Source organism: Nocardioides sp. B129/18, from assembly GCF_055282735.1.
Map to the genome: position 1 here is coordinate 12191 of NZ_JBUZJI010000015.1, position 12498 is coordinate 24688.

The 12498-nt window shown below is 72.6% G+C and carries 7 protein-coding genes; 5 read left to right on the top strand and 2 right to left on the bottom strand.

The window, feature by feature from the left end:
• Positions 1 to 98: 98 nt before the first annotated feature.
• Positions 99 to 2684, bottom strand: a complete 2586-nt coding sequence (gene glgP / locus ACZDWJ_RS11950; RefSeq protein ID WP_463521180.1) for an alpha-glucan family phosphorylase — start codon at positions 2682 to 2684, stop codon at positions 99 to 101.
• Positions 2685 to 2795: 111 nt separating this feature from the next.
• On the opposite strand from glgP, the gene ACZDWJ_RS11955 reads away from it, so the two are divergent.
• From ACZDWJ_RS11955 to ACZDWJ_RS11975, 5 genes are read left to right on the top strand one after another with little or no spacing between them, the layout of a single operon-like run.
• A complete protein-coding gene (locus ACZDWJ_RS11955) occupies positions 2796 to 4772 on the top strand; it encodes an alpha-1,4-glucan--maltose-1-phosphate maltosyltransferase (RefSeq protein ID WP_463521181.1) in 1977 nt (658 codons plus the stop codon).
• Positions 4769 to 6511: a maltose alpha-D-glucosyltransferase gene (gene treS, locus ACZDWJ_RS11960; RefSeq protein ID WP_463521182.1), complete on the top strand. Its 1743-nt coding sequence runs from the start codon at positions 4769 to 4771 to the stop codon at positions 6509 to 6511. The genes ACZDWJ_RS11955 and treS overlap by 4 nt, the downstream gene beginning before the upstream one ends.
• Positions 6508 to 8013, top strand: a complete 1506-nt coding sequence (locus ACZDWJ_RS11965; protein ID WP_463521183.1) for a maltokinase N-terminal cap-like domain-containing protein — start codon at positions 6508 to 6510, stop codon at positions 8011 to 8013. The genes treS and ACZDWJ_RS11965 overlap by 4 nt, the downstream gene beginning before the upstream one ends.
• The gene (gene glgB, locus ACZDWJ_RS11970) at positions 8013 to 10226 is read left to right on the top strand and encodes a 1,4-alpha-glucan branching protein GlgB (protein ID WP_463521184.1); all 2214 of its coding nucleotides are present in this window, start codon (positions 8013 to 8015) and stop codon (positions 10224 to 10226) included. Before ACZDWJ_RS11965 ends, glgB begins: the two co-directional genes overlap by 1 nt.
• Positions 10223 to 10885, top strand: a complete 663-nt coding sequence (locus ACZDWJ_RS11975; protein WP_463521185.1) for a hypothetical protein — start codon at positions 10223 to 10225, stop codon at positions 10883 to 10885. The genes glgB and ACZDWJ_RS11975 overlap by 4 nt, the downstream gene beginning before the upstream one ends.
• Before the next feature lie 6 nt (positions 10886 to 10891).
• Here the strand turns inward: ACZDWJ_RS11975 and ACZDWJ_RS11980 are convergent, their stop codons facing one another.
• On the bottom strand, positions 10892 to 12397 hold the full coding sequence (locus ACZDWJ_RS11980; protein WP_463521186.1) for an LCP family protein: 1506 nt from the start codon (positions 12395 to 12397) through the stop codon (positions 10892 to 10894).
• Positions 12398 to 12498: the final 101 nt, after the last annotated feature.

Sequence of the window (12498 nt, forward strand, 5' to 3'; positions counted from 1 at the left end):
ACCGGGGAACTTCTGGTTGGTCAGGGGAACTTGGGGGCCTTCACACCCAAGTTCCCCTGACCAATCTCGTGGTCGTCCACAGTCAGTGGACGCCGGGCTCAGCCCTGCGGCAGGGCGACGACGCCGAGCTCGGCGACCGAGGCCAGCCGGTCGTGGCGGGGCACGACGCGGACGGTGTAGCCGAAGCCGCCGGCGTGGTCGAGGACGACCTGGCCGTCGAAGCGGTGACGGCCGGCCTCGTAGGACTCGGTGACGGCGAGGTCGAGGACGCGGGTCTCGACGAGCTCGTCGGCGCTGGTGGTGCGGCCGTGAACCAGCTGCACCGCGACGTCGGCCGGGGCGAGGTCGCCGAGGGCGACGAAGGCGCGGACGGCCATCGTGGCGCCGACCTCGGGGGCGTCGCCGACGCCGGAGGACTCCACGTGCTCGACGCGCACGCCCGGCCAGGCGCCGACCACGCGGGCCTTCCACTGCGCGAGCTCGACGGCGCCGGCGAAGTCGGCGTTGAGCGCGCGGGCGGTGGCGGCGGCCGGGGTGTAGAGCTCGCGGACGTAGTCGCGCACCATCCGGCTGGCCAGCACCTTCGGGCCCAGCGAGAGCAGGGTGTGGCGCATCATCTCGACCCAGCGGGTCGGGACGCCGTCGGCGTCGCGGTCGTAGAAGCGGCTGGCGACCTCGTTCTCGATGAGGTCGTAGAGCGCCGCCGCCTCGAGGTCGTCGCGCTTGTCGACGTCCTCGACGCCGTCGGCGGAGGGGATCGCCCAGCCGTTGGAGCCGTCGAACCACTCGTCCCACCAGCCGTCGAGGATGGAGAGGTTGAGCCCGCCGTTGAGCGCGGCCTTCATGCCCGAGGTGCCGCACGCCTCGTAGGGGCGCAGCGGGTTGTTGAGCCACACGTCGCAGCCGGGGTAGAGCGGCAGCGCCATCGCGATGTCGTAGTTGGGCAGGAAGACGATGCGGTGGCGCACCGCGGGGTCGTCGGCGAACCGGACGAGCTCCTGGATGAGGCGCTTGCCGCCGTCGTCGGCCGGGTGGGACTTGCCGGCGATGATCAGCTGGACCGGCCGCTCGGGGTCGGTGAGCAGGCGCTTGAGGCGCTCAGGGTCGCGCAGCATGAGGGTGAGCCGCTTGTAGGACGGCACCCGGCGGGCGAAGCCGATGGTGAGGACGTCGGGGTCGAGGGCGTCCTCGACCCAGCCGAGCTCGGCCTTGGCGGCGCCCCGCTCGATCCAGGAGGCCTCGAGGCGGGCGCGCGCCTCGTGGACGAGCCGCTCGCGCAGGGTGCGCTTGACCGACCAGATCTCCGCGGCCGGCACCTGGCCGATGACGTCCCAGAAGGCGTCGACGTCGTCGCCGTGCGGGTCGGCGCCGCGGCCGGCGGCGAGCTCGAAGATCTCCCGCGCCACCCAGGTGGGGGCGTGGACGCCGTTGGTGATCGAGCCGATCGGCACCTCGGCCTCGTCGAAGGCCGGCCACAGGCCGTTGAACATGCCGCGCGAGACGTGGCCGTGCAGCAGCGAGACGCCGTTGGCGCGCTGCGCGAGACGGAAGCCCATGACGGCCATGTTGAACACGGCCGGGTCGCCGCCGTCGTAGTCCTCGGCGCCGAGGGCGAGGATCCGCTCCACCGGGACGCCGGGCGTGGCGCCGGGCTCGGCGAAGTACTGCTCGACGAGGGTGCGCGGGAAGCGGTCGATGCCGGCGGGCACCGGGGTGTGGGTGGTGAAGACGGTGGACGCGCGACTGACCTCGAGCGCGGTGGCGAGGTCGAGGCGCGGGCCGGCGTCGGCGACCGTGAGCTCGCGGATGCGCTCGAGGCCGAGGAAGCCGGCGTGGCCCTCGTTGGTGTGGAAGACCTCCGGCTCGGGGTGGCCGGTGATGCGGCAGTAGGCGCGCAGGGCGCGGACGCCGCCGACGCCGAGCAGCAGCTCCTGGCGCAGGCGGTGCTCGGAGTTGCCGCCGTAGAGGCGGTCGGTGACGTCGACGTAGGCCTGCGGGTTGCCCTCGACGTCGGTGTCGAGCATCAGCAGCGGGACACGGCCGACCTGCGCCACCCAGATGCGCGCGACGAGGTCGGGCCCGCCGGGCATCGCGATGGAGATCGTGGCGCGCTCGCCGGTGTGCTCGCGCAGCAGCGAGATCGGCAGCTCGTCGGGGTCGAGCAGCGGGTAGGTCTCCTGCTGCCAGCCCTCGCGGGAGAGCGCCTGACGGAAGTAGCCGTGCCGGTAGAGCAGGCCGACGCCGACGATCGGGGTGCCGAGGTCGCTGGCGGACTTGAGGTGGTCGCCGGCGAGGATGCCCAGGCCGCCGGAGTACTGCGGCAGCACGGCGGTGATGCCGAACTCGGGCGAGAAGTAGGCGATCGCCCGCGGTCCCTCGGACCCGACGCGCTGCTGGTACCAGCGGTCGGAGGCGAGGTAGCGGTCGAGGTCGTCGCCGGCCTCGGCGAGGCGGCCGAGGAAGGCGTCGTCGGCGGCCAGGGCGTCGAGCCGCTCGCGGGAGACCGCGCCGAGCAGGCGCACGGGGTCGTGGCCGGTGCTCTCCCACAGGTCGGCGTCGACGGCGGCGAAGACGTCCTGGGTCGGCGGGTGCCACGACCAGCGCAGGTTCGCGGCGAGGGTCCCCAGGCCGGCGAGCGCGTCGGGCAGCACGGGACGGACGGTGAAGCGACGGATGGCACGCACGGGCGGGACGCTAGTCGACTTCTTTGATCGTTCCAACCCCTCTGGGCGTGGCGCTGCGGACCACCCCCGCGGCGGCTTGCACGCAGGGTCGCGGCCCGGTTGGGTGGACGCATGGTCGGTCGCATCCCCGTCATGGACGTCATGCCCCTGGTCGATCGCGGAGCACGCCCCGCGAAGGCCACCGCGGGCGAGCCCCTGCCGGTCACCGCCACCGTGTTCCGCGAGGGTCACGACGCCCTCGGCGCCGAGGTCGTGCTCATCGACCCGAGCGGTCGACGTCGTCCGCCGGTGCGCATGGAGCCGGTCGGCGGCGACGTCCCCGACCTCTGGCGCGCGTGGGTCACCCCCGACGTCGAGGGCGCGTGGTCCTTCGAGGTCCACGCCTGGTCCGATCCCGTCGCCACCTGGCAGCACGCCGCCGGCATCAAGATCCCCGCCGCCATCGACGTCGAGCTGATGTTCGCCGAGGGCGCCCTGCTGCTCAAGCAGGTGCGCGCCGGGCTCCCCCGCGGCACCACCGGCGAGAAGGCGCTCATCGACGCCGGCGTCAAGGCCTGCGCCGACCGTCGGCGTCCCCCTGCCGCCCGCCTGGCGGTGCTGGAGGACCCCGGCATGACCGCAGCGCTGGAGGCCTACCCGCTGCGCGAGCTGCTCACCGTCGAGGGGCCCTTCCCGCTCCAGGCCGACCGTCCCCGGGCGCTCTTCGGCAGCTGGTACGAGCTCTTCCCGCGCTCGGAGGGCGCCGCACCGGACGCCGACGGCGTGCTGCGCAGCGGCACCTTCGCCACCGCCGCGAAGCGCCTGCCGGCCGTGGCCGAGATGGGCTTCGACGTCGTCTACCTGCCGCCGATCCACCCCATCGGCGAGGTCAACCGCAAGGGCCCCAACAACACCCTCACCCCGGGCCCGCACGACGTCGGCTCGCCGTGGGCGATCGGCTCCAAGGACGGCGGCCACGACGCCGTCCACCCCGACCTCGGCACGCTCGAGGACTTCGACGCCTTCGTCGCCACGGCCCGTGAGAACGGCCTCGAGGTGGCCCTCGACCTCGCCCTGCAGGCGGCGCCCGACCACCCCTGGGTGACCTCGAACCCGGAGTTCTTCACCACCCGCGCCGACGGCTCGATCGCCTACGCGGAGAACCCGCCGAAGAAGTACCAGGACATCTACCCGATCAACTTCGACAACGACCCCGAGGGCGTGCGCGCGGAGATGCTGCGGGTGGTGCGCCACTGGATCGGCCACGGCGTGCGGATCTTCCGCGTCGACAACCCCCACACGAAGCCACTGGACTTCTGGGAGTGGCTGCTGGGCGAGGTGCGCCGCACCGACCCCGACGTCCTCTTCCTCGCCGAGGCCTTCACCCGCCCGGCGATGATGCGGGCGCTCGGCTCGGTGGGCTTCCACCAGTCCTACACCTACTTCACCTGGCGCACGGCGAAGGGCGAGATCGCCGACTACCTGCGCGAGCTGTCGTCGCAGACCGACCACCTGATGCGGCCGAACTTCTTCGTCAACACCCCCGACATCCTCCACGCCTACCTGCAGTACGGCGGCCCGGCGGCGTTCAAGGTGCGTGCAGCGCTGGCCGCCACGTCCTCCCCGACGTGGGGCGTCTACGCCGGCTACGAGCTCTACGAGCACGTGGCGGTCAAGCCCGGCAGCGAGGAGTACCTCGACTCCGAGAAGTACCAGCTGCGGCCGCGCGACTGGGACGCCGCCGCCCGCGAGGGCCGCACCCTCGCGCCGTACCTGACGATGCTCAACCGCGTGCGCCGCGAGCACGTGGCGCTGCAGCGGCTGCGCAACGTCGTCATCCACGCCACCGACGACGAGCAGATCCTCTGCTACTCCAAGCGCGAGGGCGAGGACCGCGTCATCGTCGTGATCAACCTCGACCCCCACGGCACCCGCGAGACGATGGTCCACCTCGACCTCGCCGGCCTGGGCCTGGAGCCCGGGGAGGCCTTCGTCGTCCACGACGAGGTCACCGACCAGGACTGGACCTGGACCGAGCACGCCTACGTCCGCCTCGACCCCCACCACGAGCCCGCCCACGTCCTGACCGTTCGGAGGACCGCCCCGTGACCGACGTCCAGCCCGAGCCCGCCCGCGAGGTGCAGCACGCGGCCCACCCCGAGCCGGAGTGGTTCAAGTCCGCGGTGTTCTACGAGGTGCTCGTGCGCTCCTTCCGCGACTCCAACGGCGACGGCACCGGCGACTTCAAGGGCCTCATCGAGAAGCTCGACTACCTGGCCTGGCTCGGCGTCGACTGCCTGTGGATCCCGCCGTTCTTCCCCTCGCCGCTGCGCGACGGCGGCTACGACGTCGCCGACTACACCGGCGTGCTGCCGGCGGTGGGCACCATCGAGGACTTCCGGGAGTTCCTCGACGCCGCCCACGAGCGCGGCATCCGCGTGATCATCGACTTCGTCATGAACCACACCAGCGACCAGCACCCGTGGTTCCAGGCCAGCCGCAGCGACCCCGAGGGTCCCTACGGCGACTTCTACGTCTGGTCCGACACCGACGAGCTCTACCAGGACGCGCGGATCATCTTCGTCGACACCGAGCCGTCGAACTGGACGTGGGACCCCGTGCGCCAGCAGTACTTCTGGCACCGGTTCTTCAGCCACCAGCCCGACCTCAACTTCGACAACCCGGCCGTCGGCGAGGCGATGATCGAGGCGATCGCGTTCTGGCTCGACATGGGCCTGGACGGCTTCCGCCTCGACGCCGTGCCCTACCTCTACGAGCGCGAGGGCACCAACGGCGAGAACCTCCCCGAGACCCACGCGTTCCTCAAGCGGGTGCGCTCCTTCGTCGACGAGCACTACCCCGGCCGGGTGCTGCTGTGCGAGGCCAACCAGTGGCCCGCCGACGTCGTGGAGTACTTCGGCGACTTCTCCGTCGGCGGCGACGAGTGCCACATGGCCTTCCACTTCCCCGTGATGCCGCGCATCTTCATGGCGGTGCGGCGCCAGTCGCGCTTCCCGATCTCGGAGATCCTCGAGCAGACGCCGGCGATCCCCGACAGCTGCCAGTGGGGCATCTTCCTGCGCAACCACGACGAGCTCACCCTCGAGATGGTCAGCGACGAGGACCGCGACTACATGTGGAACGAGTACGCCAAGGACCCCCGCATGAAGGCCAACATCGGCATCCGCCGTCGGCTGGCCCCGCTGCTCGACAACGACGTCAACCAGATCGAGCTGTTCAACGCGCTGCTGCTCTCCCTGCCCGGCTCGCCGGTGCTCTACTACGGCGACGAGATCGGCATGGGCGACAACATCTGGCTCGGCGACCGCGACGGCGTGCGCACCCCGATGCAGTGGACGCCGGACCGCAACGCCGGCTTCTCCAGCGCCACCCCGGGCCGGCTGGACCTGCCGCTGATCCAGGACCCCGTCTTCGGCTACGCCTCGGTCAACGTCGAGGCGCAGATGGAGAACCCGTCCTCGCTGCTGCACTGGACCCGCCGGATGCTGCACGCGCGACGTCACCACCCGGCCTTCGGCCTGGGCACCTTCCACGACCTCGGCGGCTCCAACGGCGCGGTGCTCTCCTACGTCCGCGAGCACGTGGCCGAGGACGGCACCGAGGACGTCATCCTGTGCGTCAACAACCTCAGCCGGTTCCCGCAGCCGGTGGAGCTGGACCTGCGCCGCTTCGCCGGCCGCCGCCCCGTCGAGCTGCTCGGAGGCGTGCAGTTCCCCGAGATCGGGGACCTGCCCTACCTGCTGACGCTCGCCGGCTACGGCTTCTACTGGTTCCGGCTCACCGCGTCCGGCCCGACGACGACCTCCGAGGAGGGACCCCAGCTGTGAGCGACGCCCCCCGCACGATCGAGCCCCTCGACCACCTCGACCCGCAGGTGCTCGCCGACTACCTGGTGCGCACCCGCTGGTTCGCGGGGAAGGGACGCCCCTTCGACGTGCGGGCGGTGCGTCGCATCGGCGCGGTCCCCCACCTGCCCGGCACGCCGGCCGACGCCCCCGTCGTCGCGGTGCACCTGGTGGAGGTCGCCTTCACCGACGCCGTCGGCGGCAGCGCGAGCTACCAGGTGCCGCTGGCGCTCTACACCGACGTGCAGCCGCATCTCGAGCACGCCTTCCTCGGCTGGTGGGAGGAGCCGGCCGACGCTCCCCTGCCGGGTTGGGTGCACGCCTACGACGCCGTCCACGACCGCGACGCGATGGCGCTGTGGCTGCGCGCCTTCGACGCCGCCGCCGCGGCGCCCGACGCCACGCTCGTCGACGACGGAACCGGGCTGCGGTTCCGGCGGCTGCCCGGCCACGACCTCGAGGCCGACGCCCCCGCCTCGCTCTTCGCCGGCGAGCAGTCCAACTCCTCGGTGTTCTACGGCGAGGACGCCGTCATGAAGGTCTTCCGCCAGCCGACGGCGGGGGTCAACCCCGACGTCGAGGTGCACGAGGTGCTCACCCGCGCCGACTCCCCCCACGTGGCCGCGCTCTACGGCTGGCTGGAGACCGGCGAGGGCGACGACGTCGTCCAGCTGGCGATGCTGCAGCAGTTCCTGCGCACCGCCACCGACGGCTGGGAGCTCGCGCTCTCCAGCGTCCACGACCTCTTCGCGCAGGCCTTCACGCTGCCGATGGACCCCGACGACACCGCCGCCAACGAGGTGCACGCCCGGGAGGCCGGCGGCGACTTCGCCGGCGAGTCCACGCGGCTGGGCGAGGCCGTGCGGGCCGTGCACGAGGTGCTGGCCGAGCGGTTCGGCACCACCCGGCTCGACGCCGAGCAGACCTCGGCGCTGGCCGCGGGCATGACCCGTCGACTGCGCGAGGCCGTCGCCGCCGTGCCCGAGCTCGGGGCGCACGCCGCCGCGATCGAGGACGTCTACGGCCGCGTCGCGGCGCTCGGCGAGGTCACCGTGCAGCGCGTGCACGGCGATCTCCACCTCGGCCAGACCCTGCGCACCTCGCGCGGCTGGAAGGTCGTCGACTTCGAGGGCGAGCCGTCGGCCACCCTCACGGAGCGTCGTCGGCCCGACAGCCCCTGGCGCGACGTCGCCGGGATGCTGCGCTCCTTCGACTACGCCCCGCGCGTCGTCGAGCGCGACGTCGCACTCGACCACCCCGAGTCGGCCGCCCAGGTCGGCGAGCGCGCCGCGGAGTGGGCGCACCGCAACCGCAACCACTTCCTCACCGCCTACGCCGGCGGCGACCTCGAGGCCCCCGAGCGGGTGCTGCTGGACGCCTACCTGGCCGACAAGGCGGTCTACGAGACCGTCTACGAGACCCGCAACCGGCCCGACTGGGTCGCCATCCCGCTGCGTGCCGTCGCGGAGATCGGAGCCGCCTGATGAGCGCCCTCGACCCCTCGATCCTCCCGGTGCCCACCGTCGAGCTCGAGCAGCTGGCCCGCGGCGAGCACGGCCACCCCCACGCCGTCCTCGGCGCCCACCCGCACGACGGCGGCGTCACGGTGCGGGTGCTGCGTCCGCTGGCCTCGGCCGTGCAGGTGCGCGGCGCGTTCGGCGTCGTCGACCTCGAGCACGAGCACGAGGGCGTGTGGGCCGGCGTCGTCGCCGTGCCCGACGTGCCCGACTACCGCGTGGCGGTGGCCTACGACGGTGAGGACGTCGCCGACGTCGCGGTGCAGGACGACGCCTATCGCTTCCTGCCCACGCTCGGCGAGATCGACCTCCACCTCATCAACGAGGGCCGCCACGAGCAGCTGTGGCAGGTGCTCGGCGCCCGCGTCCACCACTACGAGGTGCCCGGCGGCGAGCCGATCAGCGGCACGTCGTTCGCGGTGTGGGCGCCCGGCGCCCGCGGCGTGCGGGTCAAGGGCGACCTCAACCGCTGGGACGGCCGCGAGCACCCGATGCGCCAGCTCGGCACGTCCGGGGTGTGGGAGCTGTTCGTGCCCGGCGTCGGCAGCGGCGCGGCCTACAAGTTCGCGGTGCTCGGCTCCGACGGCGCCTGGCGCGACAAGGCCGACCCCATGGCCACCTGGGCCGAGGTGCCGCCGCACACGGCGTCGCGGGTCTTCGAGTCCACCTACGCCTGGGGCGACGGCGCCTGGATGGCCGCGCGCGCCGAGCAGCAGCCGGTCGCGGCGCCGATGAGCGTCTACGAGATGCACCTGGCCTCCTGGCGGCGTCACCCCGACGGCGGCATCTGGAGCTGGGAGCGGCTGGCCGACGACCTCGTCGCCTACCTCGCCGACCTGCAGTTCACCCACGTCGAGCTGATGCCGGTGATGCAGCACCCCTTCGGCGGCTCGTGGGGCTATCACGTGACCTCCTACTTCGCCGCCGACAGCCGCTTCGGCGACCCCGACGGCCTGCGCCTGCTCATCGACCGGCTCCACCAGGCCGGCATCGGCGTCATCCTGGACTGGGTGCCCGGGCACTTCGCCACCGACGAGTGGGCGCTGGCCCGCTTCGACGGCACCCCGCTCTACGAGAGCCCCGACCCCCAGCGCGGCTGGCACCCCGAGTGGGGCTCCTACATCTTCGACCTCGGCCGCGCCGAGGTGCGCAACTTCCTCTACGCCAACGCGCTGTTCTGGCTCGAGGAGTTCCACGTCGACGGTCTGCGCGTCGACGGCGTCGCCTCGATGCTCTACCTCGACTACGCCCGCAAGAACGGCGAGTGGACCCCCAACGTCCACGGCGGCCACGAGAACCTCGAGGCGGTGCAGTTCCTGCAGGAGATGAACGCCACCGTCTACAAGCGGGTGCCCGGCATCACCACGATCGCCGAGGAGTCGACGTCGTGGCCCGGCGTCACCAAGCCCACCTCGGAGGGCGGCCTGGGCTTCGGCTTCAAGTGGAACATGGGCTGGATGCACGACTCCCTGGGCTACCTCGCCCGCGAGCCGATCCACCGCTCCTACCACCACGGCGAGCTCACCTTCAGCCTCGTCTACGCCTTCAGCGAGAACTACGTGCTGCCGCTGAGCCACGACGAGGTCGTGCACGGCAAGGGCTCCCTGCTGCGCAAGATGCCGGGCGATCGCTGGCAGCAGCTGGCGAACCTGCGCGCCTACCTCGCCTTCATGTGGGCCCACCCGGGCAAGCAGCTGCTCTTCATGGGCGGCGAGCTGGGCCAGGAGTCGGAGTGGGCGGAGTCGCGCGAGCTCGACTGGTGGCTGCTCGACCACCCCGAGCACCGCGGCGTCCACGGCCTCGTGCGCGACCTCAACGCCACCTACCGCGCCACGCCGGCGCTGTGGCGCCAGGACTCCGACCCCGCGGGCTTCGCCTGGATCGACGCCAACGACGCCGGCCGCAACGTCTTCAGCTTCGTGCGCCGCGGCACCGACGGCGACCCCGACCTCGTCTGCGTCGCCAACCTGTCGGCCGTCCCCCACCCCGGCTACCGGCTCGGCCTTCCGTCGAGCGGCACCTGGGAGGAGGTGCTCAACACCGACGCCACCGGCTACACCGGCTCCGGCGTGGGCAACCTCGGCGCCGTCACGGCCGTCGACGGCGAGTGGAGCGGCCAGCCGGCCCACACCGACCTGGTGCTCCCGCCGCTGGCCACCGTCTGGCTGCGGCCGGCATGAGGGGCGCGCGGCGGCTCGGCACCGCGCTCCCCCTCCTGCTCCTCCCGCTCGCGGCCTGCGGTGACGCCGACTCCGCCGCGGACGCCGACGGCCGCGAGGAGATCTCGCCGCCGGCCGTCGCCTGGGTCGCAGCGGACGTGCTGCGCGACGCCGTCGGCACGCCCGACTCCGGCACCACCGACTCCCTGGGCGACTCCGACGCCGGCCGCGGGGTCGCCGGCGCCGACCTGCGCTTCGGCTCCGACGGCGAGTACGACGGCGACTCCGTCGCCGTGTCCGTCATCGCCGACGCCTCGCCCGCCCTCACCGGCTGCGACGTCGCGGATCCTGACACCGGCGAGCGCCCGCGCGACTGCGTGGAGACCCCGCGCGGGGTGCTGCGCTGGGAGGACGAAGACCCCGAGGAGGACCCCGGGCTCGTCTACGTCGTCGCCACCCGCGACGACGGCGCCGCGGTCGTCGCGCGCTACAGCGGGCCGGTGATCACCGGCGACCCCCGTCGCCAGCGGCTGGAGGTCGACGTCGACACGCTCTTCGACGTCGTCTCCGACCCCCGCCTCGACCTGCGCACCGACGCCGGCCTGCGCCGACAGGGCGAGGACGCTCCCTGGTGGCGCGGTGGCGAGGACGGGCCTCAGGTCACCGAACCTGCCGGCTGAGGCGCGTCAGCAGGCCGAGCCGAGGTCGTCGGACTCGTTGGCGACGTAGCCGGTCTTGAGGGTGCCCACCGAGCCGCCGGTGATCGGCTGGTCGGTGGAGCCCGAGCCGGAGCCCGTGGAGCCCGAGCCGGCCGCGCGGACCGTCTTCGGCTTGGCCTTGGCGTTGCCCTCGGCCGCGGCGATGGTCGAGGCGACCTTGCGGTGGATGAGGGCGAAGTCGGGGTCACCGGTGTTGATGAGCGGCGGGACCAGCGAGAGCGTCGAGACCTTGGCGCCACGCGCCTTGAGGGCCAGCGAGGCGAACGTGCCGAACTGCGAGGCCGGGATGCTGGTGGAGATCAGCGCGCTGGAGGCGTCGGCGATCTTCTCGAAGTTCGCGATCGCCTTCTGCGGGCTGATCTGGTGGAGCATCGCGTTCATGACGCACTTCTGCCGTGCCATGCGCGAGTAGTCGTCGGAGTCGGCGCGCGAGCGGGCGTACCAGAGCGCCTGGCGGCCGCTGAGGCGGTGCTCGCCGGCGGGGATGTAGCCGTTGATCGCCGCGCCCACGCCGCCGATCGGGATGGGGGAGCGCACGTTGAGCTTCACGCCGCCGACGGCGTCGACGAGGTTGCTGAAGCCCTGCAGGTTGACCATCGCCCAGTAGTTGATCTTCAGGCCGGTGATGCCCTCGATGGCCATCATCGTGGCGTCGATGCCGGGGTGCTTCGACCCCGGGAAGAGGTCGGTGTGGTCCATGGCCCAGGTGTTGACGCCGTTGAGGTAGTCGACGTCGAAGCCGTCGGGGAACTGCTTGGCCATCACCGAGCCGGGCGCGAAGCGGGCCTTGGCCATGTTGCGCGGCAGCGAGATGAGCACGGTGCGGCCGGTGTCCTCGTCGATCGAGGCGACCGTCATGGAGTCCGGGCGCAGGCCCCAGCGGCCCCTGCCGGAGTCGCCGCCGAGGAGCAGCACGTTGTAGCGGCCGTCGTGGGCGCCGGTGACCTTGCCGTCGCCCGAGAGGGTCATGACGAGGTCGCGCTGGACGCCGACCATGTGGGCGCCGAAGAGCAGCGAGCCCGCGACGCCGAAGCACAGCAGGCCGTTGACGCCGACGACGGCGCGGCGGTGGGCCAGGCCGAGGGTCAGCGGCTGGCCCAGGCGCCAGGCGTCCATGAACAGGGCGGCCCACCCGATGGCCAGCACCAGCATCGTCAGGCGGATCGCGAGCAGCGGGCCCGGCGCGAAGGCGAGCTCGAGGCCGAGGTCGCGGTCGAACGCGACGGCCAGCGCGGTGACGAGGACGATCGCCCACAGCGTCAGCCAGATGCGCAGGGCGATCTTGCCGACGGTGCGGTTGCCCGCCGCGAGCTGGGCCGAGCCGGGGGCGACGAGGGTCATCGCCATGAACGACAGGGCGCGACGGAACCGGATCCGAGCGGCCCGCTCGGCGACCGGCGTCCGCGGCGGGTCGACGGGAGGACGCAGCGACGGACGGCGACCCTGGTGCGACCCGGGGGAAGTGACGGGCATGCGCATCAGTATCACCAGTCACAGCCGTCACACGGGGACGACGCGCGGGGAGGTGCGCGACCTCCTCGGACCGGGTCTCGGACCGGACCTCGGACGGGGCC

Bases quoted from the DNA above. Each gene is read 5' to 3' on its own strand.
- ACZDWJ_RS11955 (WP_463521181.1), top strand. From the start codon at position 2,796: ATGGTCGGTCGCATCCCCGTCATGGACGTCATGCCCCTGGTCGATCGC.
- glgB (WP_463521184.1), top strand. From the start codon at position 8,013: ATGAGCGCCCTCGACCCCTCGATCCTCCCGGTGCCCACCGTCGAGCTC.
- ACZDWJ_RS11975 (WP_463521185.1), top strand. From the start codon at position 10,223: ATGAGGGGCGCGCGGCGGCTCGGCACCGCGCTCCCCCTCCTGCTCCTC.
- ACZDWJ_RS11980 (WP_463521186.1), bottom strand. From the start codon at position 12,397: ATGCCCGTCACTTCCCCCGGGTCGCACCAGGGTCGCCGTCCGTCGCTG.